This is a genomic window from Cyclobacterium xiamenense (assembly GCF_900109255.1).
GTDB lineage: Bacteria > Bacteroidota > Bacteroidia > Cytophagales > Cyclobacteriaceae > Cyclobacterium > Cyclobacterium xiamenense.
This window is the reverse complement of record NZ_FNZH01000009.1, coordinates 117,740-143,688: the sequence shown is the minus strand read 5'-3', so window position 1 is coordinate 143,688 and position 25,949 is coordinate 117,740. Positions and strand designations below refer to the sequence as shown.

Below are 25,949 nucleotides of genomic sequence, written 5' to 3'. Positions count from 1 at the left end.
ATATACAAAGTGACTGTGATTTTTTTGAAAGTTTCCGCTAAATGTGTGTATAGGCCACACATTATTGATGAAATTTGTGGAATTTGGGTAAAAAAATCGGATTAGTACAGCTTCCTACCGAATAAAACGCATGCGTGCGGGAACGTATCAGGTTAAATCACCCCGTTTTAATGCCGCTACCGCATGGTCTACTGCCCGGGCGGTAAAGGCCATGTAGGTCAGGCTGGGGTTTTGGGTGCCGGTAGACGTCATGGAAGCTCCGTCGGTAACGTAGACATTCGGGCAGGCATGCATCTGGTGAAATTTTCCCAGCAGCGAGGTTTGAGGGTCCCTTCCCATCCGTACGCCACCCATTTCGTGGATATCCAAGCCGGGTGCCTGTCCGCTATCGTTTTGGCGAATGTCTTTGCATCCCGCTTTTTCCAGCATTTCGGCTCCCTGATCCAAAAAGTCCCGGAGGGATTTTTCGTCGTTATCGTCGTAGCCCACGTCCACACGCAACTGGGGCATCCCCCATTCGTCGGTGAGGGTCTCGTCCAGGTAAACCCGATTGCTTTGCTTGGGGATGGTCTCTCCCTGCATCATCATGTAGATGCCCCAGGGCCCCGCCTCGGCGTTGGCTGCTTTAAACTCCGCACCAAAATCTTCCGAACGGGCTCCTCCCCAACCACTTCTTCCTGCAGAATAAAAACTCATGTACCCCCGCAGAAAGTCCATTTCCTGTTTTTTTACATTCCTAAAATTAGGCAACATGACCGCAGTAGGCCGCCTTCCATAGTAATAGGAATCCAGGTGCCCTTCCATTCGGGCCGAAATGGAACCCCGGTAATTGTGAAAGGCAATATGCGTTCCCAGCAGACCGTTGTCGTTGCCCAGGCCATGGGGGAAACGGCCCGATTTGGAGTTCAGCAAAATCAGGTTCGAATTCAGCGCAGATGCGTTCACGAAAACGATCTTAGCGAAATACTCCGTGGTTTCTTTGGACAGCGCATCGACCACGCGCACCCCCGTGACTTTGCCTTTGGCATCGTCGAATATCAGGGAATGTACTACTGAATGAGGCCTCAGCGTCAGATTACCCGTGGCAGCGGCAGCCGGCAAAGTAGATGCGTTGGAACTGAAATAAGCACCAAAGGGACAGCCCCGTTGACAAAGGCTTCTGGCCATGCACTGTCCCCTTCCCTGTGCGATGTGATGCGGCTGCGGTTGGGTCAGATGGGCACAGCGTCCAATGACAAATCTGCGGTCAGGATAAGCTTCCAGGATTCGCTCCTGAACCAGTTTTTCAACGGTGTTCATTTCCCAGGGCGGTAAAAACTCGCCATCGGGCAGCGTTTCCAATCCGTCTTTGTTGCCACTCACGCCAATAAACCGCTCCACATAACTGTACCAGGGCGCGATGTCCTCGTACCGAATCGGCCAATCCACCGCAAAACCGTCTCTTCCGGGTCCTTCAAAGTCAAACGCACTCCACCGCTGTACTTGTCGGGCCCAGAGCAGGGACTTCCCCCCTACCTGGTAGCCACGAATCCAGTCAAACGGCTTATCCTGAATGTAGGGATGCTCCTTGTCTTTGACAAAAAAATGATCGGCATCGTCCTTAAACGCGTAGCAACGAGAAACCACGGGATTCTCTTTCCGGAGTTCCAGGGGCAGCTGACCCCGTAGCGGAAACTCCCAGGGAGGCGTATGCATGGTGGGATAATCCTCCCGGTGGGTTACCTGCCTGCCCCTTTCCAGGACAAGGGTTTGCATTCCTTTTTCACACAGTTCTTTCGCTGCCCAGCCTCCGCTAATCCCGGAGCCGATAACAATGGCATCGTATGTATTCTTTGTCATCATTCGTCGTCTTTATTCGTACCGCAAGGACTCAATGGGATCCAGCCTGCTTGCTTTGTAGGCAGGCAAAAGTCCGGAGACCAGACCGACAACCACGCACACAACAAAGGCGAAAATGATCCAAACCCAGGGAACCAGGAACCCGCCCGGCCCGACGGTATTTCCCACCAGGTTGCCAATGCCAATACCCATCACTACGCCCAAAAGCCCTCCCATCACACATATAACAATGGCTTCAATCAAGAATTGTTGCCGGATCCATTTGGGCGTAGCGCCCATGGCTTTCCGAATACCGATTTCCCGGGTGCGCTCGGTCACCGATACCAACATGATATTCATCAGGCCGATAGCTGCTCCCAGGAGTGTGATGAATCCGATTCCAAAACCCCCAATCCGAAGGAATCCGGCGATTTCCTCTAACCGTTCTCCCAGGGTTTGGGATTTTACTACTTCAAAGGAATCATCCATCCCAATCCCGTCTTCCCGGACAGCGCGCATGATACCCGTTGCCTGGCCCATTTCGTATTCCAATTTGAGTGGATCCTGTCCGGCTACCGTTATCGTATACCGAAAAGTGCCTCGCTGATCCAGGTTTCTGGCATTGAGGATGGGGATGATAATGGCCCTATCCGGCCCGGTATCCCCCCCCACACCGCCTTGACGCTCCATGACACCAACGATCGTATACCTTCTGCCAAAAAACGTCAGGTGTTGATTGACGGGGTTTTCTCCGTCTTCAAACAAGGTGCTTTGAATCTCGGTGCCTATTACGCACACGTTGTTTCCGTATTGGATTTCAACATTGCTAAAGCTTCTTCCCTTCTCCAAGGCGATGCCTTTGATCAAAAAATAGTTTTCGTCCCCGCCAATAATTCGGCTATTGGGGTTGGTTTTTTTGGATCCCCTGGAAACTTCCGCCGAACCGGTGACACTGGTGGTAATGGTAGAAATTCCGCGTTGATTGAATTTTTCTTTGAAGGCCTCCGCCTCCCGAAAAGAAATGGCTGGATAGTTCTTCTGCGCTACTCCGGCAGTAGTAGCCCTGCCCCCGGAAAACCCCCGGCTCCTCACATCGAAATTGTTTGCCCCGAAACCGGAAAGGCTCTCCTCAATCTGCGCCTTCATGGCGTCGATGGCCGTCAGCATGCCTACCAAGGAGGTGATACCTATGGCGATGATCATGGCTGTCAATACCGTGCGCAAAAGGTTGGTTCGTACCGACCGAAAGGCCTCCCGAATATTTTCAATCAAATTCATGTCTGTACCGATACGGACCAAAATTCATTTTCTGATCCAACTATTTTTCTAATGTTACGCATAAAATGTTTTTAGGCAAAGCTTTTCAGGTTTTTTAACACCCGCGCAAGCCTTCAATGCATTCGATCTCCCCGGATTTCCAGGTGTGTCATGACCTCTTTTTCAAAATCCAACCATTCTTTCCAGCGCTTTTCCACTTTTTCCGGGTCTTGATAGGTCTTTGCCAACTGAATAAAGTTTACGTAGTGCCCTGCCTCAGAAACCATTAGTTCGTGGTAGAATTGTTTTAATTCCTCGTCATGCAGGTTTTTTGAAAGCAACTTGAATCGTTCACAGGACCGGGCTTCGATCAGCGCATTCATCAGCAAATGCTCCGTGAGCTGCTCGGTGCGACTCCCCCCTTTTCGCACAAACGACTGCAATTGTACCACGTAGGCATCCTTTCGAGGATGCCCAAATCGGTAGCCGCGTTTTCGGATTTGCTGCATGACCGCTTCAAAATGTGCCCACTCCTCGGCTACCACGGGACTGAGCCGATCCACCATGACGTCAAACTCGGGAAACTTCAGAATCAACGAGATGCACGAAGAAGCGGCTTTTTGTTCGCAATACGCGTGATCCACCAAAATTGCTTCCAGGCTCATTTTCGCCACATCCACCCAGCGGGGATCGGTGGGAAGTTGCAAGCGCAACATTTTATTTTTTGTCGTTTCTTTCCAGTCCATCGTTATCCTTAGTCAAAGAAATACCAGCTAATTCCCAAATCCAACATGTTCTTTAACCCGGTATATCCCGGGGTGATAAAATACCCATCGTTCTCCATGAATCCGGCATTTAGGTGGTTGTAACGAAATAATACACGGGTCCGGTTAATCCGGAAATTTAAAAAGGCATCGGCTACCGGATAGGCGTACACGTTGAATTCGTTTTGCAGGTGAAATTGTTGGGTAGCCGGCATGTACGCCGGGGCAAAGTTGCCCGAACGGTACCGTACTTCCAGCCCCATTTGTACGAAAACATTTTCATCAAACAAGGGTCCATCAAAGTAAATCCGGGAATTGATAAACCATTCCGGAATCCGAAATGCATCGGCGGCCCCGCCGGTAATGAGGGTGTAGCGAACGTCCGACTCCCAATGAAATTTCCCCGAAAGCACCAGATCTCCTGAGAATCCAGGAATGACCATAAAGGCCTCCGAACCTGCCTGATTGGGTACCTGCTCCTCATTGTAAAACACGTAATTATTGATTCTGTTTACGGTCAGGTTGGGGCGAAGTGTACTTTTGCCCAGATTTACCTTGATCGTTCCTTTAATCTGGTCCACCCCTATGTTGGAAAAATCATTATCCCAGCGGTAATGGTTGCCGGCATACCGTTCCTGTGCGAGTGTCGGCTTGTAGAGTGCCTTGGTATACCGCACATCCAGGTAGGGCGAGATGAACAATCCGGATATCCGGTACCCATCCGGAATCAGGTATTCGCCTTCCGCCTCAAAGATCCAGTTTTCATTGATTTCTCCCCGAAGCGCACCCCCTACAAACAGCTCGGTAAACGAATTGTTTTCGGAGAAAAAACGGCTGGCCATGCGCCCGGTGCGAAGCTTAATGTAGGCATTGTAATACACCGGTCCCAGGTCGCCTTTAAAGCCGAATTCGTTTTTCCATTCCGAATAATGATTGTGATTATTGGTGGTATCCGGTTTGCTGTGCACCAAGCTGCTGTCTGAGGAATTAAACCGGTTTTCGTTGAAGAAATCGGAATCGGAAGTCCCCAGGTTTGAAAAGAAAGTGACCTCCTGTTTCTTTTTATCAAATACCTGGTAGACTTGCCAGCCTTTGACGATTTCGTATTGCTGGTAGAGGTGGTACGCCTGCCGCAAATCCCTGGCCCGCGAATTTCGCAACCAGACTTTGGAATCTTCATAGGTGAAATACAGTGAAGTGGTGTCGACATCCGGAGGAATGATGCCGCCTTGTTCGTTGACATTGTGCTTCATCCGTGTAAAACTTGCCAGCAATCGGTATTTCCCGTTAGGAGACACGTAATTGGTATGCATCTCGTAGGAATCGTTGACCACATTGTTGTCATCCCTTCGGGTAGGGTTCAGGGTTTTCCGGGCGCGAATGGTCCGGTAGGCGATGCCCACGTTCCAGTTTGGCTGGATATTTCGTACAAATTCCACATCCAACTTGTTGCGGTTGCCGCCACCAAAAAATGCAGCGATGTGGGTATGCGGTGATTTGGTGTCAAAGTACCGGATACTATCGGGGGAATGGTAATACAGGTCATAGGCATGAAACCCGGAGGTCCGTCCGATCTGCACGGGTACCTCGTAAAAAATGGGACGGGCGGCTGTGCCCAGATTTCCAAGGTCCTGATAGGTATACCAGGTATCGGCTACCGGCTCGTAGTTGTGAAAACCCGTCAGGGAGGTATCGAGCGCTACCTTTTCAAAGCGATTGTTCCGGACGTATTTCTCGTAGAAGTACAGGGAGGTATTGGGGCCGTAGACCATTTTTGTAGAATCATCGAGCAAGCCCCTCCTGGGGCCCTCTTCTCCGTCAGCCGGAGGGCTTTGCTGCGCCTCTGCGGTCGTCAGACCACACAGCATTGCGAATAAAAAAGCTACAAAAAAGATACCCTTGCTATGCTTCACTATCAAATTGTTTGTCGGTTATCATTTGCTCCACCTGTTGCAGGAGTTGTTGCCTGTCCCGGGAATCCATAGTCACCCCCACGGGCAAAACAAAAACGGGTATCTCCGCCAACACAGACTGAAACGCTTTATCTTTCAATTTTACGGCATCTTTTTCTGTGGTCAAAACGGCGGGACCGTACTTCCGATATGTCGTACAGGTCTGCTGGATTGCTCGCAGGTCGTTCATCGTATAGCGGTGGTGATCGGCAAAGGCCATCACCTCCAATACGGTATGGTTTTTTGAAAGTTCTTCCACAATCGGCCCCGGATCAACGATACCCGTGACCAGGATCAAATGCCGGGGTATTGCTTCTGACTGGGGCCCAATGCCGTAGGGCTCGCCATAGGAAAGTCCGGAAAAATAAATCGGCACCCCTTCCCGGGCATAGCGGCGAATTTCCCGGCGGTACCGTTCCTCCTCCTGCAGCGACAAGGGCATGGGGCATTTGGTGACCACCACGATGTCTGCCCGGTTTGCATTTTTCCGGCTTTCCCGAAGTCTTCCCTGCGGGAGCAGTTTGTCTGAAAAAAAGGGGCGCCCGTAGGTAGTTAGCAGAATCCGCAAATCGGGCGCCAGGTACCGGTGTTGATAGGCGTCGTCCAACAAAATGGCCTCCACTGGGCCGCAGGTGGCCAGGATCATGGGAATGGCGAGTACCCGTTCTTCCCCAACGGCGACACGCACGCGCTCCTTATACTTTTGGTATACCTGAGAAGGCTCGTCCCCAATTTCGGACGGGCCGGTGCTGTCATCGGCCACCAAAAACCCCCGTGTTTTTCGCCCGTACCCCCTGCTCAAAACGGCCAGGCGGTAATCATTGGCCAGCTGATGCAACAGAAATTCGATAAAGGGTGTCTTGCCGGTACCGCCTACGGCCAGATTCCCGACGACCAGGGTGGGGACGTCGAAGGCCTGACTTTTCTTCATGCCCAGATCAAACATCTTGTTTCTGAACGCCGTAGCTGCCCCATACATGCAGGCAAAGGGAAACAGCAAGGATTCAGAAAGGCGCATTGTGGTTTTTTTTTGTAAGTTTGATTGGAAAAACAAACGCAAATATATGGTTTATTTGATTAAGGATGTCATATCTCATTTGGAATCCATCGCACCGCCCGCCTATCAGGAACATTACGACAACGCCCGCCTGATCACCGGCGACGCCGATGCGGAGGTTTCCGGGATTCTTTGCGCGCTGGACACAACGGAAGCGGTCGTAGAAGAAGCAAAAGACAAGGGATGCAACCTGATTATCGCTCACCATCCCATTCTGTTTAAAGGGCTTAAAAGCCTCACCGGCAAAACCTACGTCGAACGAACCATCATCCGGGCCATAAAAAACGATGTTGCCATCTATGCCATCCATACCAATTTGGACGCGGTACAGCAGGGGGTTAATCAGAAGATCGCCCAAAAGATCGGCCTGCAACAGCCCCGGATCTTAGCACCGAAAAAAGGAATTTTAACCAAACTGACCACGTTTATACCGGCTGAAAATGCAGATGAGGTGCTTCATTCCTTGTATCAGGCGGGCGGAGGCACAATCGGTCAATATGCACACTGCAGCTTTCGGGTCCCGGGAACGGGTACCTTTTTGCCCTTGGACGGCGCAACCCCCTACCTGGGCGCCGCTGGGACAGAAAGCCGGGTAGAAGAAGTGCGCGTGGAGCTCATGTTTCCCAACCACCTGCGCGCCCGCATGGTGCAAACACTGAAAGCGGCCCACCCCTACGAGGAAGTTGCCTATTACCTGCAAGCCCTGGAAAATGAACACCAGGAGGTAGGTTCGGGTATGATCGGTCAACTTCCGGAACCCATGGAAGAGCGGGAATTCTTACACCATGTAAAAAAAACGATGGGGTTACAGGTGCTCAAACACACGGCACTTTCCGGCAAAAAAATTCAGCAGGTAGCGCTTTGCGGCGGGGCCGGGATTTTCCTACTTCCTGCCGCTATTTATTTAAAGGCGGATGTATTCATCACGGCAGATATCAAATACCATGAATTTTTTGACGCCGACGGACAAATCACCCTCGCAGATATAGGGCATTACGAAAGTGAAATTTATACAAAAGAACTTTTAAAAGATTTATTGTCGCAAAAATTTAGTAATATTGCAACCTATTTGACAACTATCGTTACAAATCCAATAAGTTACCTCTAGTACATGGAAAGTCCAGTCGCACAAAAGTTAGAAGCCATTCTTAATCTTCAGAACATCGATTCCCGCCTAGATGCTATTTTTAAAGTCAGGGGAGCCCTCCCCGAGGAAGTTCAGGATCTGGAAGACGAAATAATCGGCTACGAGACCCGACTGAACAAATTCAATACGGACATCGAGGCGATGGAGACTGAGATCAAAAAGCACAAAGATGCGATCAAGGAATCCGAAAAATTGATCAAAAAATACCAGGATCAACAAATGAATGTGCGGAATAACCGCGAATACGATGCCATCACCAAAGAATTGGAACTACAAGATCTGGAAATCCAGGTATCAAAAAAGAAAATAGCCGAAGCGCAGGTACGGATAGAAGGGAAACAGCAAGACATCGCCGATCTCAACGAGATCCTAAAAGACAGGCAGAATGACCTGGACCAGAAGAAAGGAGAACTGGATACCATCGTGGCAGAAAGCGAGTCGGAAGAAAAGAAATTAAAAAACGAGCGCGAAAAGGCTGCAAAAAAAGTAGAAGACCGGCTCATCAAATCCTACGATAAAATCAGAAACAACGCTAAAAACGGACTGGCGGTAGTTTTGGTGAAACGTGGTGCCTGCGGTGGCTGTTTCAATATCGTACCTCCCCAGCGGCAAGCAGAAATACGGGAACGTAAAAAAATAATTGTTTGCGAGCACTGTGGACGAATCCTCGCCGGTGTCGAGGACGAAATTGTGGAAGAGACCACGCCGAAACGAAAACGCAGCAAAGCATAACCATTCAGATCAGCTAAAACCGGAAGCCCTCCGGTTTTTTTCTTTTTTGGGCTTCAGTAAAAACTTTTGTTGGTTCGTATGCGTTTATTTTTTATATTTCGAGTCTATGAAACAGGTTATTTACATCCTTCTATTCCTCGGTATCGTGCAAGTTTCGCTGGCCAAAGAAGGTCCGCAAAAGACCTTTCTGATACTTTTTGACCAAGCTGAGCTGGCAGCCTATCGCTCAAGTGCCGCGAAAATGGAATTGAGTTTCATGGATTCCTTCAAAACGCGCACTTACGCCGGCAATTCGGAGCATGCATTGATCGTCACCGTTCCCTTCTCCGACTGGACCGTCTGCGAAATGGGAAGTTCCCTGGTCCGCATTTCCGAGGGTCAGGAAGTTCCTCTTGAATCCGTGGCCTTCCGGATCATTGATATGAACGAATGCCAGGAAAATTTTCAGTCCTTGCTTTCCGAGTCGGAGGAGCAGTCCTCCGCAAAAAAAGTAGCTACCATCAAACTCACCTTATAAATCACGCAGCTTTTTTAACGGCGACGGGTGGTAGGTGTCCAAATAAATGGTGCCGTCTTCTTCCTGACGCAATTCATAGCAACACAGGTTTTCGTGCCGAAATACATCCATGTACCGCAAGTCATAGCCAAGCAGCACTGTCATTAGGATGCGGATTGCTCTTCCGTGCATGCAAATCAGCAGCTGACTGCCTCCCTTGGAAAAAATATGTGCCATGGCTCGTTTCAGGCGAATGACTACATCCACGGGAGATTCCCCCCCGGCGATTTTGTGATCAAGCTCCCCCTCCGACCATTTTGCCAGCATATTGAGGTAGTATTGATTTTCGTCGTGATCCATCGGTAGTCCCTCGTAATCGCCCCAGGAAATCTCGTTTAGATCCGGGAGTTCCTCGTGATAGACATCCGGGGTAAGAAACCGCTCAATGGATTGCCTCGTTCGTATCAGCGAAGAAAAATAGATCCGATCAAAGGGTACCTGTTTAAAATTTTGGTAGAATGCGGCTGCTTGTTTTTTGCCTGTTTCATTGATGGGAGCATTTATTCCACTTCCCTGCACCACGCCTTTCAGGTTGAAATCCGTCTGACCGTGCCTAACTACAAATATTTTTTTACTGCTCAAGATTCTTTATTTTTGGAATTCCGTTCAAAGAAAAAAATTTTATCCCATAAAACATGGTATTTAAGAAAAAACCCGACCTGGATTTTTTAAATCAGATGGGAAAGGACAGCATGACTGGATTTCTGGGCATCCGATACACCGCGTTTGGTGAGGACTATCTGGAAGCCGAAATGCCGGTTACCCTTAAAACCAAACAACCCTTTGGTCTGTTACATGGAGGAGCGAACGTGGTATTGGCTGAAAGTTTGGGATCGGTCGCTGCCTTGCTTTGCCTGGAGGATGCCGCTGCCTATCCAGTAGGCCTTGAAATCAACGCCAACCACCTGAAGGGGGTCAAAGAAGGTAAGGTAACCGGCAGAGCTACTCCCATTCATCTTGGAAGAAGCACCCAGGTATGGGAAATCAAAATATCCGACAAGGATGGCGATCTTTCCTGTATCAGCCGTATCACCCTGGCCATCATTCGAAAGTAACTTGCATGGAAACGATTAACGTAGCGCGCGACACTTCCCAAAAGCTTTTTCTGGAATCCTTCATCGCCAGGGCTTTTCGGGACAAGTTGCCTTTTGCCATCTGGAAGAAACCAAAGCTGGGCCTGGTGGAAATGATTCTCGACAAAGATCCCCAAACGCATACACCGGATACCCTGGACCTGGACGAACTTCCGGAAGGATTTCTAATTCATCCCTTTCAGCGCTCCGAAACCAACCAACCGGTGTACATAAAGGCTACGCTGTACGAACGGTTAATCCTGGGAGAAAATGTACCGATAGCGGGAAGGGAATGGGACCGTGAAGAAATAGCCGATCAAGCGAACGAAGCCTTTATTCGAAGCAAGATTGCGGCGCTTCCTGCCCAGAAGGATAGCAATTCCTCCAAGAAAGCCCAGTTCATTGCGACCGTTTCAAAAGCTGTCGCTTGCATTGAGCAGGGAGCGTTTTACAAAGTGGTCCCCGCTCGTTTGAAAAAAAAGAAACTCCCGCCAGACTTTGATCTGGCTGGGGTGTTTTTAGCCTTGTGTGAAGCCTATCCCAATGCTTTTGTCAATTGCTATTTCAGTGAAGGGAGTGGTTGCTGGATTGGTGCCAGCCCGGAGACGCTAATCCGAACAAAAGGAGACAGCTTCTATACCATGGCATTGGCGGGAACCCAGAAAGCAAGGGGGGACAACCCCCTGAAAAATGCCGCATGGACGCAAAAAGAAATTGAGGAACAGGCACTGGTGAGTCGGTACATCGTCAATTGTTTTAAAAAAATCCGCCTGAGAGAATACCAGGAACTTGGTCCCAAAACAACGGTGGCCGGTGGGCTACTCCATTTAAAATCGGAGTTTTTGGTCGACATGCGGGCCACGAATTTTCCGCAACTGGGCTCCGTCATGCTGAAATTACTGCACCCCACGTCTGCCGTGTGCGGCATGCCAAAGGAAAACGCACTGGATTTTTTGGCTTCCGAGGAGACGTTTGACCGTACGTACTTCGCTGGCTTCGTAGGACCGGTAAATCTGGACGGAGAAACCGACCTCTTCGTAAACCTTCGTTGCGCCAGATTGGAGAATAACGAAGCACTTCTTTTTGCCGGCGCCGGCATCACGGAAGATTCCGTTCCTGAGAAAGAGTGGGAAGAGACGGAATTAAAATGCACAATTTTAGGAAAGTTCATCCAAACCAGAAAGTCCCGTTGATACTCCCTCAACTTAGCCATCTGGCCTCTATTTGCGCGAAAAGCGGCATTACACAGGCCATTTTATCGCCAGGATCCCGCTGCGCCCCGATTGCTTTGGCCTTGATACGGCATCCCCTGATCCACTGCCGAACCATCCCTGATGAACGATCTGCTGCATTTATCGCCCTGGGGATGGCTCAACAACTGAACAAACCGGTGATTCTGGTATGTACCAGCGGATCGGCCGCACTAAACTACGGCCCGGCACTGGCCGAGGCATTTTACCAACAGATCCCCTTATTGGTACTCACAGCAGACCGTCCGGCTGAATGGATCGATCAGTGGGACGGGCAAACCATCCGGCAAGACAACCTCTACGGAAGGCACGTAAAGGGCAGCTTTACCTTCCCCGACGAAGCCGGAATCCCGGATAAACTTTGGCATGCTAAACGGCTGGTAAAGGAAGCCCTTTCCCTTGCCAGATGTTTCCCCATGGGGCCCGTGCATATCAACATCCCGGTACGGGAACCGTTTTATCCCAAAGCCGACGAACAGTATGGGTTTGACGTCACCGATCTCGAACCCGTATTGGAGATACAACCGGGCAACCAAATCCTGGGAACCGACGCCGACGGTAAGTTACGGAATCAACTGAAAGCTTTCCATCGAATGCTACTCATCCCGGGCCAACAACGCCCAAGTCCCAAAATTTCTGCCGCTTTAGCGGAAATTATCAGGAATCAACAGGCCGTCGTGGTTACCGACACGATCAGTAACCTGGCGCAGGAGGAATCGGTTACCCACCATGATTTTTTTGTTGACGACCCGACCCGGCAGGAGGAAATGGCACCCGACCTGATCATCAGTTTTGGCAAATCCATCCTTAGCAAAGCCCTGAAGCAGTTTTTGCGAAAAAGTCAAACCGCACATTGGCACGTGCAACCCGAAGGGACTGTTCCCGACCCATTTAAAAAACTAAGCCAGATCATTCGGCTGCAGCCAGAAACCTTCTTGCAGTTCTTTTTGGGGGCGGCAAATCCTACGGACGCTGATTTTGCGCAGCAGTGGACGCAAAAAAACCAAGCAGTTCGTGACAAGCTCCCGCGGTATTTGGGAGAACTGGAAGCATTTGGCGAGCTTCAAGCGTTGCAGCAGATTTTGCCGAAGCTTCCCCCTTTCGGGAAAGTCCATTTAGCAAATAGCCTGGCTGTACGCAACGTTAATTTTCTGGGGCGGCCCCTGTCAAACGTGGAGATCATTAGTAACCGGGGAACCAGCGGGATCGACGGCTCCAATAGCACCGCGGTGGGATGCACATTTACGACCAAAGAAACCGTCACATTGATTACCGGAGACATGGCCTTCTTTTACGACCGCAATGCCTTCTGGCACCAGTACCAGCTGGCTAACCTTCGGGTATTGCTTTTCAATAATCAAGGGGGAGGTATTTTCCGGATGATCGACGGACCTGCGGCCTTGCCCGAATTAGAAGAGTATTTCGAGACCCACCAAAAGCTATCCGGTGCGCACCTGGCAGAAGAGATGGGCTTTGATTATTGGAGCGTAGAAGATCTTTCTTCGCTACAAAACTGCCTGGATACATTTTACCAAAAATCCCTGAAACCAAAAATTCTGGAGATTAAAAGCAGCAGCGAAACCAATACCCGAAACCTAAAGCTGCTGAAGGAAAAAATTCGCATGCATTTGGATAAAAATAATTTGTAAACTATTGTTCTGAAAAACAAGGGGACTATAGAAAATACAATTAGTTTTTTCTAAATTTAGGGCAGAAAAAAGACCTGTTGACATGAACAAACAATTCACCGATAAAGAGAGCGCTCCTCTTGGAAATATTGAAGAATGGGAGGATGATTTAAAAATCAGGTATCCAAAACCCAAGTCCGAACAAGCCAAAGCAAAGGACGATTACCGCAACTACCACGACTCCGAGCGGGTGGATACCGTCCGGGATTTTTATCGGTTGAACCACCACTACCAGACCTACGACTTCGTCACGAAAAAAGAGCAGGAGTTTCTGAAATTTGATAAGAAAGAGATGCCCTTTTGGGAGGCAATCGACTACCTCAATACCCTAGTAGACGATTCCGATCCCGATACCAGCCTGGACCAACTTCAGCACCTGTTGCAAACCTCAGAAGCCATCCGGGCTGACGGCCACCCCGATTGGTTTGTGCTGACGGGTTTTATTCACGACATGGGGAAAGTGCTTTGCTTGTTTGGAGAACCCCAATGGGCCGTGGTGGGCGACACCTTTCCGGTGGGATGCAAGCATTCGGACAAGATCGTCTATCCGGAGTTTTTTGAGGGAAATCCCGATTACGAAGACGAACGGTACAACACCAAATACGGCATTTATGAACCCAATACGGGCCTGGACAATGTAAAAATGTCCTGGGGTCACGACGAGTACCTGTACCAAATGACCAAAAATTACCTGCCCGAACCGGCCTTGTACATGATTCGGTACCATTCCTTTTACGCGCAGCACCGGGAAGGTGCATACGATCACTTGCTCAATGATCACGACCGGGAAATGTTCAAATGGGTGGATAAATTCAATCCCTACGACTTGTACTCCAAAGTACCCGTACCCCCGGATGTAAAGGCACTGCGCCCTTACTACGAGGATTTGGTAGCAAAATACCTACCGGACACACTGAAATTTTAAGCTTTTATAACCCTCATAAACCGACGTGTTGCTGCCCGGAATTCCGGGCAGCAATTTAGTTTTATACCATGCTTACAGCCCTGACGTTTATCGGATTTACCCTTTTTGTCGCATTTTTTTCCTGGTACAAATTGAGAAAAGACGATATCCGCTCCAGGGATGGGTATTTTCTGGGAGGGCGCTCCCTTACAGGTGGCGTGATCGCCGGATCGATGATTTTAACCAATATATCCACCGAGCACTTGATTGGCCTGAATGGTTCTGCCTACAAAAACGGAATGATCATCATTGCCTGGGAAGTGACCAGCGCCATCGCCCTGGTCATTGCCGCTTTGTATTTTTTGCCGATCTATTTAAAGATGGGCCTAACGACCATTCCTCAATACCTGGAAAACCGGTACGATAGCAGCACCAAGACCTTGGTCGCGTTCTTGCTGATGGTGTCTTTTGTGGTGACCCTACTCCCCATCGTGCTGTACACGGGGGCAATCAATCTGGAAAGTATTTTCAGTGTATCCGAAGTATTGGGCGTAAGTTTATCGGAAGGCATCTGGATCACCGTGGTGACCATTGGGGTGATTGGCTCCATCTATGCCATCTTTGGCGGGTTAAAAGCCGTGGCCCTGTCCGATTCCATCAATGCAATTGGCCTGGTCATCGGCGGGCTGATGGTCCCCATTTTTGCACTCTGGGATATCGGAGAGGGTAATATCATCGATGGCATGAGTAAAGTCTATGCTTTTGCACCAGAAAAATTCAACGTCATTGGCAAAGCCGACTCTGTCCTGCCTTTCGGAACCATTTTTACCGGATTGATGATCAATCAACTGTATTTCTGGGGCATGAACCAAACCATCATCCAACGGGCCTTTGGCGCCAAAAACATGGCGGAGGCACAGAAAGGACTGTTATTTACCGGTATCTTCAAAATCCTGATTCCCCTGATCATCGTGCTACCCGGCATCATTGCTTACTATTACTACAAAGATCAATACTACGACAACCAGGACTTCATCTACCCGGTTTTGCTGATGCGGGTGATGCCCTTCGGCCTGCTTGGATTTTTTGCCGCTGTGGTGCTGGGGGCCATATTGAGTACCTTCAACAGTGTCTTGAATTCCGCAGCCACGATCTTTAGCCTGGACATCTACAAAAAACTCATCAATCCCAACTGCTCAGACAGACGATTGGTCCGCGTGGGAAGATTGAGTTCACTGGTCCTTGCCCTCTTTGCCATCGGTATCGCACCACTGGTAGGCAATGCCCCGGAAGGTCTCTATCAACTCATGCAACAGCTCAATGGGATATTTTTTATCCCCATTGCTTCTATATTAATCGCCGGCTTTTTCATTCCAAAGGTCACGGCAAGAGGTGCCAAAATAGGCCTGGTTACCGGCCTGACTTTTTACCTATTGACGAGTTTTGTCTTCGATTCCGGCATTCATTTCATTCACATTTGGGCCATCGAATTTGTCATGAACCTGGTGCTGATGGTTACGGTCAGCCACTATTTCCCCGGCAAGCCCAACACCTTTGTAAGTCAACCACCCGTATTGGAAATGAAACCCTGGAAATACGCAAAGCCGGTATCTATCACCTTGTGTCTGGTGACGGTACTGATTTACATCTGGCTGGGCAGCTAAAGGGGCACTCCTGGCTACCTCTCTTCACCGAATTGGGGACGACATTTGTCTATTGAGGTATCTACCAATCAATTTATCCGAATTTACAATTTAATGAAAAATTTTAGCTGTGTTTTTTGATAAAAACATTTTATATTCCCTTGTTTGGTTATGGGAAAATGATTTAAAAAACCGCCTTATTTTCTTTTTAACGTAGATTTTCCTTTGTAAACGGTATCCTTCTTGGTCTTTTTCTTGTTACTTTTGTATCGTGAATCGCAAGTATAAAAAAATAGCGACCTTTTTGTCCAGGTACCTCCTCAGCAACCTGCTGGCGCTATTTTTGGTGGGACTTTCGGTGGCTGAGGGTGAAGAGGCGATCCATCAATTCCCTAAAACAGGGATTCACCTGGACGTGTCGGATTTTGATTACCTCGATTTTCCTACATCCCTGAGCCGGACCCAATCCAGTAGCCAGCAATCGAGAGACATGCTGCTTCCGGTTTTTTATTTGCGCAACGATCCCTTTCACCTGTTACAGTTTTTTCACTCCGTAGCACCCGGGGCCATTCCCCCATTGGATACCTGGAACCAAATCAGGCACATTGTGTCCCTGGTGATCTGTTCCAACGCACCCTGAGGCACATTCCTGCCCGTACGTTACCTGGAGGATTGGCTTTTATCGAACACCTATCATCCGGAATTCCCAAAAATAACCGCAATACCGATGTGCCGCGTTGTATGCTACGATCGCATGCTACCTGCGCATTCGTTGGCTGAAAACATTGCGTTCTATTGTTTGTTTAATCCCAATTCTGAAATGAATACGAAAAATTCTGGGCTCCGGTATTCCGGTAGCAAAAGTGCCCGTTTGAAATCCCTCTGGAAAGTTATTGGTTTCCTGGCGATAGGGAGTGCTCTTTTTTCCTGTAACGAAGGAAGTGGCAAAAACAATAAAAATGCAGAGGTCCTGGAAGTACCGGTATTTACCCTGATGCCCAAAGACATCGACGTACCCCAAACCTATGTATGCGATTTGCAGGCGATCCAGTTTGTGGAGGTTCGTTCCAAGTTGGAGGGTTTTGTGGAACAAATCTACGTGGACGAAGGGCAGGAAGTTCGCAAAGACCAACCGCTATTTCAACTCTCTTCGGCAGAATACAACGAGCTCGTCAACTCGGCAACCGCCAAACTTATGCAGGCCAAAGCAGAAGAAAAAGCAGCCAGTCTGGAAGTAGAACGACTAAAAGTGCTGGTGGATAAGAAAATCTACTCTTCCTCCGAACTGGAACTGGCCCAATCCAGAAAGGAAATGGCGGAATCTGCCATCCTGGAGGCCGAATCCATGCTCAAAAATGCCCAGGTAGGCCTGTCGTACACCACCGTGAGGGCTCCCTTTGACGGCATTGTGGACCGTATCCCCTACAAAACCGGTAGCCTGGTAAAAAGTGGAGACCTGCTCACCAACATCACCGATATCAGCGAGATCTTTGCCTATTACCGGATCACCGAAAACGAATACCTGCGATACATGCGCGGTGAACTGGACAAAGATGCCGGCTCGGAGAAAGTGAACGAGCAGGTCCGGGAAACGCTGTTGGACGAGCAGGAGGAAATTTCCCTTATCCTATCGGATGGAGTGGAGTACCCGTATAAAGGCAGATTGGAAACCATGGAGGCGGATTTTGAGCAGGGTACCGGTTCCATTGCCCTTCGGGTTCGTTTTCCCAACCCGGATGGCTTGATCAAGCACGGGGCCAGTGGCAAGGTGCAGATGAGCAACGAATTAAAAGACGTGTTCCTGATTCCCCAAAAATCCACCTTTGAGATTCAGGAATACAACTATGTATACCTGGTAGACAAAGACAATAAAGTGAATGTCCGAAGTTTTAGGCCCTTGCGGAGACACGGGCTTTTTTACGTGGCGCAGGATTTTGCCACCAACGATAAAGTGGTGTTGGAAGGAATTCAACTACTCAAAGATGAGGCTGCGGTAAAGCCCAACCCGATTGGAGAAGAAGAAGTATACCGGTCCCTAAACCTATCGCTCTAGCCGTTTAAACCCCTTGACACATGTTTGATTTGTTTATAAAACGACCCATCCTGTCGACGGTAATTTCCATTTTGATTACCCTGGTAGGTTTATTAGCGCTTTTCGGGTTGCCCGTCACCCAGTTTCCGGAAATTGTTCCTCCTTCGGTGACGGTGACTTCCCAATACCGGGGAGCGAATGCGGAGGTGGTAACCAAAGCAGTCACCACTCCGCTGGAACGCGCCATTAACGGTGTCCCGGGCATGACTTACATGTCATCGGTCAATACCAATGACGGTGTATCCGTTATTACGGTCTTTTTTAGTGTAGGTACGGATCCGGATCAAGCCGCCGTGAATGTGCAAAACCGGGTAGCTACGGTAGTAGACGAGTTGCCCGAAGAAGTTATACGAGCCGGGGTACAAACTGAAAAAGAGGTAAACTCCATGTTGCTTTACCTCAACTTAATGACCTCTGATAGCACGCAAGACGAGAAATTTGTCTACAATTTTGCAGACATCAATATCCTTCCCGAGCTAAAACGAATAGATGGGGTAGGCCGAGCGGAAATCATGGGGAACCGGGATTATGCCATGCGCATCTGGCTGAATCCGGACCGAATGGTGGCCTACAACCTGACCCCACAGGATGTGAGCGAAGCCATTCAAAGCCAAAATGTGGAAGCCGCTCCCGGGAAATCCGGAATCAGTTCGGACCGGGACCCGCAGTCCCTGCAGTATGTTCTCAAGTACACGGGTAAGTTTAATACCAAAGAGGATTACGAAAACATTACCTTAAAATCCCTTCCGGATGGATCCCTGCTAAAAATCCGGGATGTAGCGGAAGTTGCCTTCGACTCGGAGGATTACAACATGGTATCGATGACCGATGGGCAGCCCTCCGCTTCCATCATGATCAAACAACGGCCCGGTTCCAATGCCCGGGAAGTGATACAGAACATCAAAGACAAAATGGGCGAACTGCAGGAAGCCTCCTTTCCCCCCGGGATGACCTTCAATATTTCGTACGATGTCTCCCGTTTCCTGGATGCCTCCATTTCAGAAGTTGTCAAAACGCTTATCGAAGCCTTTCTATTGGTGTCCCTGGTGGTATTTATCTTTCTTCAGGATTGGCGTTCCACACTAATACCGGCCATAGCGGTACCCGTCTCTCTGGTGGGAACCTTCTTTTTCATGAGCCTTTTTGGATTTTCGATCAACATGCTGACGCTATTTGCGATGGTATTGGCCATCGGGATTGTGGTGGACAATGCCATCGTCGTTGTGGAAGCCGTGCATGTAAAAATGCACCAAAATGGCATGAATGCCAAGGAGGCCACTTTTGCGGCCATGCACGAAATCGGTGGTGCTATCATCGCCATCACGCTGGTGATGTCGGCCGTGTTCGTTCCGGTAAGTTTTCTCTCCGGTCCGGTAGGAATCTTTTACAGGCAATTCTCCCTTACCCTGGCCATCGCTATCGTGATTTCCGGTATCAATGCGCTTACCCTTTCCCCTGCCCTGTGTAGCTTGCTCTTAAAACCCGTACATCACGAAAAAGGCAAAGGCCTGCTCAGCCGCTTCTTTACGGGTTTCAATGAAAAATACGAGGCATTTGCTGGGAAATACGCTGGATTGATCGGCAAAACTGCCGGTAGAAAAACCCTCACATTCGGTATTTTGCTTTTGTTTTTTGGCCTTACGTATGGGATGACCTTCATTCTACCAACCGGATTCATTCCCAACGAGGATCAGGGCATGATTTATGTCAACGTGACGACCCCCCCGGGGTCCACCATGGACCGAACCCAGCAAATCATGGACGACGTGCAGGCGTCGATCTTGCCCTTTGAGGAGGTTGAAACCATCTCGACACTGGCCGGATACAGCCTGCTTACCGAAACTGCCGGAGCCTCCTACGGCATGGGGATGATCAATTTGGTGGGTTGGGATGACCGAGAGGCAAATGTCGACCAATTGATCGAAAAATACCAGGAACGGACCGCACACATTACGGGCGCTTCCGTCCAGTTTTTTGCCCCCCCACCCGTTCCAGGCTTCGGAAATGCCTCCGGTTTTGAATTGCAAATGCAAGACAAGACCGGTGGGGATTTGGCCTTCACTGCCCAAACTGTAGACGATTTTCTGACAGCTATCCGGGAACGACCCGAAATCCAGGAAGCATTTACCAATTTTGATCCCTCCTTTCCGCAGTACATCCTGCGGGTGGACCATGACAAAGCTGCAAAGTTGGGCGTGGATATTCGGGCTTCGATGGAGACCCTGCAAAGTTTTATTGGGAGCTATTATAGTTCCAATTTTATCCAGTTTGGCCAAATGTACAAAGTGATGCTACAGGCCTCGCCGGAATTCCGGACCAACCCGGAATCCTTGCTCAAGATGTACACCAAAAACAAGCAGGGTGAAATGGTACCTTATTCCAATTTTGTCAGCCTGGAGCGAATCTACGGACCGGAGCAACTTACCCGCTACAACATGTTTATCTCGGCCATGATCAATGGCGATGCGGCACCGGGATATTCCAGCGGTGATGCGATTCGGGCAGTCGAAGAAACTGCCGTCTCCATCCTACCCCGGGGCTTCTCCATTGATTGGTCCGGCATCACCCGGGAGCAAATTGCCTCGGGCAATCAGGCAGTATACATCTTCCTCATTTGCCTGGTCTTTGTTTATTTGCTTCTCGCCGCCCAATACGAAAGCTATTTGCTGCCGCTGTCGGTGATTCTATCGCTGCCTGCCGGTGTTTTCGGTTCCTTTTTATTGCTGCAACTGACCGGATTGGAAAACAATATTTATGCGCAGGTTTCGCTAATCATGCTGATCGGTCTTTTGGGTAAAAACGCAATTCTTATCATTGAAATCGCCGTGCAGTCCAGGCAAAAAGGCATGGGAATCCTGGAGTCGGCCGTTCATGCGGCGGTGGAAAGGCTACGCCCAATTCTTATGACTTCGTTTGCCTTTATCAGCGGATTGATCCCACTCGCACTCGCCACCGGCGCCGGAGCAGTCGGAAACCGAACCATCGGTACCGCCGCGGCAGGAGGTATGTTTATCGGTACGTTTGTCGGAATCATCCTTATTCCAGGTCTATTCGTAGCCTTCGAAACCCTGGCTGTTTACCTCAAAAAACAACCCGATTCCATGCCGTCAGATCAGGCGGTTCATTCCGGTAGCCTAAAAACTTCGTAACAGTAATGCATAGAACGAAAAACACCACCATGTCCCCCTGCCTGTTGCTCTTCGCTATTGTCGGGCTGGGGCTCTATTCCTGCAAAGTAGACCAACCACTCCTCGATACCTACAACCAACCGCCGGAGGAATACCCCGAATTTGTCAACTCGAAAGCCGATAGTTCCAACATGGCGCTCGTCCGCTGGGAGTCTTTTTTTAGCGACCCACAGCTTCAGGGTCTTATTCGAAAGGGTCTGGAGCGCAACCAGGATGTTAACCGCACGTTGGCCCAAATAGAAGTTGCCCGGGCTGCACTCAGCCGGGCCCGCATGGGCCAACTGCCGGAATTGAACCTGCAGGCAGGGGCAGAAGTTAGAAAATTTGGCGATTTCACCATGGATGGCGTAGGAAACGACGATACCAATCTCTCGCCCACTGTCCCGGAAAACCGGCGCATCCCGGTTCCTTACCAGGACTTTGTTCTCGGCGCCACCTTCAATTGGGAGGTGGATATATGGGGCCGGCTACAGATGCGTAAAAAACAGGCCCTGGCCGAGTACCTGGCCTCGGAGGAAATGGTTAACCTTACCAAAACCTGGCTGATCGCCGAAATTGCGAGCACGTACTACACCATTGTCGGGCTGGACGAGGAAATTGAGACCTTGCTGACAAACATTGCCTTTCAGGAAGAAGCCTTCGAACTGGGAAAAAGCCTAAAAAACGCCGGTCAGGAAAGTCAACTATCCATTGATCAGTTTGAGGCGTTGATGCTCAATTCGAAAGGGATTCTGATCAGCAAGCGCAGAGAATTGAAACAAGCCGAGCTAAATCTGGCCTATCTGACGGGAGACTACCCCGAACGCGTGCAGCGCCAATCCTTGTCAGAGGTAACGGTGCTACCGGAGGTTTTGGAATTGGGGCTTCCCTCGGACCTGCTTCGGATGCGTCCGGATATCCGCGCAGCCGAGCAAAACCTGCAAGCCAATAACCTGGAAGTGGGTATTGCGCGAACCGCCTTTTTCCCCACATTTAATCTATACGGCATGGCCGGGTTCAACGCTTTTGAATTCAGCAAGCTCTTTTTGAATCCAGGCTCTGCCGTCTACCAACTGGGCGGTGGACTGGTGGCTCCGGTATTCAATCGGAACCGAATCAAAGCCAGCTACGAATCCGCAAAAGCCCGCCAAAAAATCGCCCTGTACGATTACGAGCAGACCGTTCTCAGCGGATACCTGGAGGTGATCGGACTGGTAAACGACTACCGCACACTGAGGGAGGAATTGCAATTAAAAACGAATGAGGTACTGGTACAGCGGCGATCGGTAGACAACGCCAATACCATGTTTAAGGTAGGCTATGCAGACTACCTGGACGTGATCAACAGCCAATCCAATTCCCTGGCTTCCGAACTGGAATACATCGAATTGAAGATGCTGCAGCTGCAGCGGCTGGTAAGCCTGTATCGTGCATTGGGTGGTGGCTGGCAGTGAGGTAGTGGTAATCCTTTTCTGCTTTTGAAAAAAGCCTGCTCCGGATGCAAAAAGGGGCAGGCTTTTTTATGGATCAACCAGACCGAGGATCGAAAGGACTTCTCTACGCCGAATCCTGGACGGGTACTGCTCCTTTTGCAGGTGTCGGGAATAGACTTTTACGTTTTAGACGGGAAGACCCCGGCCGCGGGTTCCTGCTGACTAAGGCAATGAAACGAGCCCAGCCCCCAAATCAGGTCCCAGGAATCCACGCCGACCACCTCCCTTTCGGGAAAGCAAGCGCTTATAATATCCAATGCCCGCTCGTCCTGGGCATCCCGAAAGGTAGGCACGATCACATAGGAATTGGCAATGTAAAAATTGGCATAACTTGCTGGCAGCCGAACCCCTTCGTAGATCACGGGAGCGGGCATGGGCAATGCCACGATCTCCAGAGCACTTCCATCCAGCATTCGAAAGGATTCCAACAGCTTTAAGTTGTCCTGCAAAGCCTGGTAATTTTCATCTTTCTTGTTGGATTCAACCACAGTCAAGACTTTGTTTTTACTGACGAAACGCGTCAGGTCATCCACGTGACCATCCGTATCGTCTCCAAGGATACCGTCCTTTAGCCAAAGTATTTGCTGGACGCCATAATAGGCTTTGAGGTAGCTTTCTATCTGCTCGCGACTTAAATGCGGATTTCGGTTGGGATGCAGCAAGCAGGCTTCGGTAGTTAGCAGCGTTCCCGCCCCGTTAAAATCCACCGAGCCCCCTTCCATGACAATGCCCGGTCGAAAACAGGGGATTCCCAGGTGGAGGGCTACCTTCCCGGGAATCAGGTTATCCAGGTCATAGGGCGGGTATTTATCGCCCCATGCATTGTATCCCCAATCTACGATCGCTTTGCTCATGTCCGGGTTTGGATGAATCAGGAAGGCCGGACCATGATCGCGGCACCAGGCGTCGTTGGTCGGAAAATGATGAAAACGGATGCGTTCCTCCACTACACCGGCCGTTGCCAATCGATCTTCTGCCAATCGCTGCATGCGCTCGTCAGCAACCAATATGTTTACCAGCTCGCTCCTGGACAGGTAGGCTACAAATGTTGCGTAGGCAGGATAGATTTCGTTGATCTTTCCGGGCCAGGAGGCTTCTTTGTGCGGCCAGCTTAACCAGGTGGCATCGTGGGGATGAAATTCCGCCGGAAAGAAATAGCCCAAATCGGCGGGGTGCATGGGATCCTTCCCTAAACTACCCTTGAAAAAAAAACTGGGGTCAATCTTCATCGAGAAAACGCTTGAGTATCGGCTGGTAACTATCGATGCGGCGATCCCGGAGGAATGGCCAATGCGTGCGGTATCCGTCAGACTGAGTCAGGCTTACTTCCACCACCTCCACCTGCTCTTCGAGGTGAGGCGCCTGATACAGCACCTTACCGAAGGCATTGGTAACGAAGGAACCTCCCCAAAACTGCATCTCACCCTCAACCCCCGTTCGGTTCACTGCCACCACGGGCACGCCATTTGCCACTGCATGGGCTTTCTGAATGGTCTGCCAGGCCTGGTATTGCTCTTCATTGGTAGCCGCATCCTGGGATTGGTGCCAGCCGATTGCCGTGGGGTAAAACAGAATCTCAGCCCCCATCAGGCTGGTGATACGTGCGGCCTCGGGGTACCATTGATCCCAGCAGATCAGAATACCCAATTTGCCATAGGCCGTAGAAAAAACCTTGTACCCCAAATCCCCCGGCGTGAAGTAAAACTTTTCGTAATACCCCGGATCATCCGGAATGTGCATTTTTCGGTATTTACCCAGGTAGCTTCCGTCGGCATCCAATACGGCGGTAGTGTTGTGGTAAATGCCCTCTGCCCGCTTCTCAAAAAGCGAGGCAACGATCACCACTCCCAACTCCTTGGCAACACGGCCTAGTTCTTCTGTCGCAGGCCCGGGAATTTTCTCAGCAAGCGAGAAATTTCGGTAATCCTCCACATCGCAAAAGTAAAGGGATTGGAAAAGTTCTTGTAGGCACAATACCTGCGCTCCGGATTCAGCCGCATTTCGTATGGCTGCGATTGTTTTTTCCAGGTTCTTCTGTGGTTCGGCGCTACAGCTTAACTGCACCAACCCGATTTTTACAGATTTTTCTTTCAAACGATTACTATTTTTTTTCTGAACGATTAGTTTTCTAGCGGGATGTTTGCGGCAACCCTCGGCTAGGGGGCCAGCAGGTGCATTTTTTCTTTGTGAATGACCGGGTTGGCATACATCGAGAGAAAGTTTCGCACGGCCACTGCATTTTCCATCTCCACGCCTTTTCGGATGCGTGCCTGAAACTCTTCTTTTTCTTCTACGGAATAATGCTCCCGGTGTTCGTCGGTCTGGTTCAGCAGGTCCAGGGCAATGTAATTGGTAGGCCATAGTCGGTAGTTCCGTACAATTACCCGGTCCAGCTCTTCCACCAATGCCTGAAGCTGCTTGTTGACACTGTTTTCTCTTTCAAAAATAGTGTTTATTTCCTGATCCAAGACCTTCCCGACGGAAATGTGAATCCGCTTTTTTTGTCCCATAATGCCACTCATCAAGGTTCGAAAATCTTCGTTCTTTTGTTTGACATAGGTTTCCTCCCGCGCCTTTGCCAGCAGCTCGGGCATCTTCAAGACATCGGTCGGATCGTTTTCGTAAGAAATGGATACGGGAACGATCTTTAGCTTTAGGAAATATTCCTCCAAAGATAAGGATTCACAGGCTTTTGAAAGCATTTTAAGAACGCCTTTTTGCGTTAGGTCCATACCGTCTTTGGTCCGTCCTTCCCGCTGTGCGATCCACACGGAGCGGTTTTGAGAAAAAATCGCTTCCCGGATAAACTCGGAGTTTAACTTTGAATATTCCAACATGGCCTTGTTGCCCAGCCCCCGGTACACAACAAAATTACGCGTTAGTTTGGAGAGCGTTCGCAAAAACGGCTTTTTTACCAGGTTATCACCAATGGCTGAGGTGGTCATGAGCAGGCCATGCTCGAACAAGGTCGCATTCAAAAGGGAGGTATCCAGAATGATGTCCCGGTGGTTGGAAATAAACAGGTACGCTGTATTGGGCTCCAGTTGCTCAAATCCGGAGGTAGTCAGTCCATTCGAACTGATATCCAATACTTTCCGAACGGAATGGTAAATGAAATTGATTTGAAAATCGCGAATGGAATGCGTCTTTAGCAATTGTTCTGTCCATTCTTCATCCCGTTGGTCCGGAAAGGTAAAATTCATTATCGCCTTCATCATCGGATGGGAGGCGACTTCCTTCAAGGCTTGGTTGACTTCGCTATCATAAAAAGGTCTTATGGAATCAAATTTCGACATATAGTATCTTTTAGCAGGGCGCAAATTACAAAAAATGCCCCAAAGGTTCTTTCCTTTTGT

General features: G+C 49.6%; 21 protein-coding genes. 12 read left to right on the top strand and 9 right to left on the bottom strand.

All coding sequences use genetic code 11. The features are described from left to right. Window positions 1-147 precede the first annotated feature (147 nt). The 5 genes from BMW71_RS20440 to lpxK all read right to left on the bottom strand — a co-directional run bounded on the left by BMW71_RS20440 (window position 148) and on the right by lpxK (window position 6,809). Window positions 148-1,839: a GMC oxidoreductase gene (locus tag BMW71_RS20440; protein WP_092178177.1), complete on the bottom strand. Its 1,692-nt coding sequence runs from the start codon at window positions 1,837-1,839 to the stop codon at window positions 148-150. Between the two features lie 12 nt (window positions 1,840-1,851). Continuing rightward, window positions 1,852-3,096 (bottom strand): ABC transporter permease, encoded by a 1,245-nt coding sequence (locus BMW71_RS20435; protein ID WP_092178175.1) that lies wholly within the window; start codon window positions 3,094-3,096, stop codon window positions 1,852-1,854. 113 nt (window positions 3,097-3,209) lie between these two features. After that, window positions 3,210-3,821, bottom strand: a complete 612-nt coding sequence (gene miaE / locus BMW71_RS20430) for a MiaE family protein (RefSeq protein WP_177179717.1) — start codon at window positions 3,819-3,821, stop codon at window positions 3,210-3,212. Window positions 3,822-3,829: 8 nt separating this feature from the next. After that, window positions 3,830-5,752 (bottom strand): putative porin, encoded by a 1,923-nt coding sequence (locus tag BMW71_RS20425; protein ID WP_317041166.1) that lies wholly within the window; start codon window positions 5,750-5,752, stop codon window positions 3,830-3,832. Beyond that, a complete protein-coding gene (gene lpxK, locus BMW71_RS20420) occupies window positions 5,742-6,809 on the bottom strand; it encodes a tetraacyldisaccharide 4'-kinase (RefSeq protein WP_092178171.1) in 1,068 nt (355 codons plus the stop codon). The genes BMW71_RS20425 and lpxK overlap by 11 nt, the downstream gene beginning before the upstream one ends. Before the next feature lie 46 nt (window positions 6,810-6,855). Between lpxK and BMW71_RS20415 the strand changes: the two genes are divergently transcribed. From BMW71_RS20415 to BMW71_RS20405, 3 genes are all read left to right on the top strand, one after another. Then, window positions 6,856-7,956: a Nif3-like dinuclear metal center hexameric protein gene (locus tag BMW71_RS20415; RefSeq protein ID WP_092178169.1), complete on the top strand. Its 1,101-nt coding sequence runs from the start codon at window positions 6,856-6,858 to the stop codon at window positions 7,954-7,956. A 3-nt stretch (window positions 7,957-7,959) separates the two neighbouring features. After that, window positions 7,960-8,727 (top strand): zinc ribbon domain-containing protein, encoded by a 768-nt coding sequence (locus BMW71_RS20410; RefSeq protein ID WP_092178167.1) that lies wholly within the window; start codon window positions 7,960-7,962, stop codon window positions 8,725-8,727. A gap of 106 nt (window positions 8,728-8,833) precedes the next feature. Beyond that, on the top strand, window positions 8,834-9,244 hold the full coding sequence (locus BMW71_RS20405) for a hypothetical protein (protein WP_092178165.1): 411 nt from the start codon (window positions 8,834-8,836) through the stop codon (window positions 9,242-9,244). Here BMW71_RS20405 and BMW71_RS20400 read toward each other — a convergent pair. Further along, the gene (locus tag BMW71_RS20400; RefSeq protein WP_092178163.1) at window positions 9,239-9,865 is read right to left on the bottom strand and encodes a histidine phosphatase family protein; all 627 of its coding nucleotides are present in this window, start codon (window positions 9,863-9,865) and stop codon (window positions 9,239-9,241) included. The two genes, BMW71_RS20405 and BMW71_RS20400, sit on opposite strands and share 6 nt — an antisense overlap. A 53-nt stretch (window positions 9,866-9,918) precedes the next feature. On the opposite strand from BMW71_RS20400, the gene BMW71_RS20395 reads away from it, so the two are divergent. From BMW71_RS20395 to BMW71_RS20355, 9 genes are all read left to right on the top strand, one after another. Beyond that, window positions 9,919-10,338 carry a hotdog fold thioesterase gene (locus BMW71_RS20395; protein ID WP_092178161.1) on the top strand — a complete coding sequence of 140 codons (420 nt, stop codon included), beginning with the start codon at window positions 9,919-9,921 and terminating at the stop codon, window positions 10,336-10,338. A 5-nt stretch (window positions 10,339-10,343) separates the two neighbouring features. Further along, the gene (locus BMW71_RS20390; RefSeq protein WP_092178159.1) at window positions 10,344-11,549 is read left to right on the top strand and encodes a chorismate-binding protein; all 1,206 of its coding nucleotides are present in this window, start codon (window positions 10,344-10,346) and stop codon (window positions 11,547-11,549) included. Continuing rightward, window positions 11,546-13,255 carry a 2-succinyl-5-enolpyruvyl-6-hydroxy-3-cyclohexene-1-carboxylic-acid synthase gene (gene menD / locus BMW71_RS20385; protein ID WP_092178157.1) on the top strand — a complete coding sequence of 570 codons (1,710 nt, stop codon included), beginning with the start codon at window positions 11,546-11,548 and terminating at the stop codon, window positions 13,253-13,255. The genes BMW71_RS20390 and menD overlap by 4 nt, the downstream gene beginning before the upstream one ends. A gap of 82 nt (window positions 13,256-13,337) precedes the next feature. Then, window positions 13,338-14,219: an inositol oxygenase family protein gene (locus tag BMW71_RS20380; RefSeq protein WP_092178155.1), complete on the top strand. Its 882-nt coding sequence runs from the start codon at window positions 13,338-13,340 to the stop codon at window positions 14,217-14,219. Between the two features lie 68 nt (window positions 14,220-14,287). Continuing rightward, entirely contained in the window at window positions 14,288-15,862 is a 1,575-nt protein-coding gene (locus tag BMW71_RS20375) for a solute:sodium symporter family transporter (RefSeq protein WP_092178153.1), read from the top strand. A 283-nt stretch (window positions 15,863-16,145) separates the two neighbouring features. Then, window positions 16,146-16,481: a hypothetical protein gene (locus BMW71_RS20370; protein ID WP_143057713.1), complete on the top strand. Its 336-nt coding sequence runs from the start codon at window positions 16,146-16,148 to the stop codon at window positions 16,479-16,481. 180 nt (window positions 16,482-16,661) lie between these two features. Further along, the gene (locus BMW71_RS20365) at window positions 16,662-17,894 is read left to right on the top strand and encodes an efflux RND transporter periplasmic adaptor subunit (RefSeq protein ID WP_092178149.1); all 1,233 of its coding nucleotides are present in this window, start codon (window positions 16,662-16,664) and stop codon (window positions 17,892-17,894) included. A gap of 20 nt (window positions 17,895-17,914) precedes the next feature. Beyond that, window positions 17,915-21,082, top strand: a complete 3,168-nt coding sequence (locus BMW71_RS20360; RefSeq protein ID WP_092178147.1) for an efflux RND transporter permease subunit — start codon at window positions 17,915-17,917, stop codon at window positions 21,080-21,082. Between the two features lie 5 nt (window positions 21,083-21,087). Next, a complete protein-coding gene (locus BMW71_RS20355; protein ID WP_244891245.1) occupies window positions 21,088-22,554 on the top strand; it encodes a TolC family protein in 1,467 nt (488 codons plus the stop codon). 158 nt (window positions 22,555-22,712) lie between these two features. Here BMW71_RS20355 and BMW71_RS20350 read toward each other — a convergent pair whose 3' ends face one another. The 3 genes from BMW71_RS20350 to BMW71_RS20340 form a co-directional block, all read right to left on the bottom strand. After that, the gene (locus BMW71_RS20350) at window positions 22,713-23,822 is read right to left on the bottom strand and encodes an agmatine deiminase family protein (protein WP_092178145.1); all 1,110 of its coding nucleotides are present in this window, start codon (window positions 23,820-23,822) and stop codon (window positions 22,713-22,715) included. Then, window positions 23,812-24,687: a carbon-nitrogen hydrolase gene (locus tag BMW71_RS20345; RefSeq protein WP_092178143.1), complete on the bottom strand. Its 876-nt coding sequence runs from the start codon at window positions 24,685-24,687 to the stop codon at window positions 23,812-23,814. The genes BMW71_RS20350 and BMW71_RS20345 overlap by 11 nt, the downstream gene beginning before the upstream one ends. 62 nt (window positions 24,688-24,749) lie before the next feature. Beyond that, the gene (locus tag BMW71_RS20340) at window positions 24,750-25,889 is read right to left on the bottom strand and encodes a 1-acyl-sn-glycerol-3-phosphate acyltransferase (RefSeq protein ID WP_092178141.1); all 1,140 of its coding nucleotides are present in this window, start codon (window positions 25,887-25,889) and stop codon (window positions 24,750-24,752) included. Window positions 25,890-25,949: the final 60 nt, after the last annotated feature.

Coding starts and splice junctions, on each gene's coding strand:
- BMW71_RS20440 (WP_092178177.1), bottom strand. CDS start 1,839: ATGACAAAGAATACATACGATGCCATTGTTATCGGCTCCGGGATTAGC.
- BMW71_RS20435 (WP_092178175.1), bottom strand. CDS start 3,096: ATGAATTTGATTGAAAATATTCGGGAGGCCTTTCGGTCGGTACGAACC.
- miaE (WP_177179717.1), bottom strand. CDS start 3,821: ATGGACTGGAAAGAAACGACAAAAAATAAAATGTTGCGCTTGCAACTT.
- lpxK (WP_092178171.1), bottom strand. CDS start 6,809: ATGCGCCTTTCTGAATCCTTGCTGTTTCCCTTTGCCTGCATGTATGGG.
- BMW71_RS20415 (WP_092178169.1), top strand. CDS start 6,856: ATGGTTTATTTGATTAAGGATGTCATATCTCATTTGGAATCCATCGCA.
- BMW71_RS20410 (WP_092178167.1), top strand. CDS start 7,960: ATGGAAAGTCCAGTCGCACAAAAGTTAGAAGCCATTCTTAATCTTCAG.
- BMW71_RS20405 (WP_092178165.1), top strand. CDS start 8,834: ATGAAACAGGTTATTTACATCCTTCTATTCCTCGGTATCGTGCAAGTT.
- BMW71_RS20395 (WP_092178161.1), top strand. CDS start 9,919: ATGGTATTTAAGAAAAAACCCGACCTGGATTTTTTAAATCAGATGGGA.
- BMW71_RS20390 (WP_092178159.1), top strand. CDS start 10,344: ATGGAAACGATTAACGTAGCGCGCGACACTTCCCAAAAGCTTTTTCTG.
- BMW71_RS20380 (WP_092178155.1), top strand. CDS start 13,338: ATGAACAAACAATTCACCGATAAAGAGAGCGCTCCTCTTGGAAATATT.
- BMW71_RS20375 (WP_092178153.1), top strand. CDS start 14,288: ATGCTTACAGCCCTGACGTTTATCGGATTTACCCTTTTTGTCGCATTT.
- BMW71_RS20365 (WP_092178149.1), top strand. CDS start 16,662: ATGAATACGAAAAATTCTGGGCTCCGGTATTCCGGTAGCAAAAGTGCC.
- BMW71_RS20360 (WP_092178147.1), top strand. CDS start 17,915: ATGTTTGATTTGTTTATAAAACGACCCATCCTGTCGACGGTAATTTCC.
- BMW71_RS20355 (WP_244891245.1), top strand. CDS start 21,088: ATGCATAGAACGAAAAACACCACCATGTCCCCCTGCCTGTTGCTCTTC.
- BMW71_RS20350 (WP_092178145.1), bottom strand. CDS start 23,822: ATGAAGATTGACCCCAGTTTTTTTTTCAAGGGTAGTTTAGGGAAGGAT.
- BMW71_RS20340 (WP_092178141.1), bottom strand. CDS start 25,889: ATGTCGAAATTTGATTCCATAAGACCTTTTTATGATAGCGAAGTCAAC.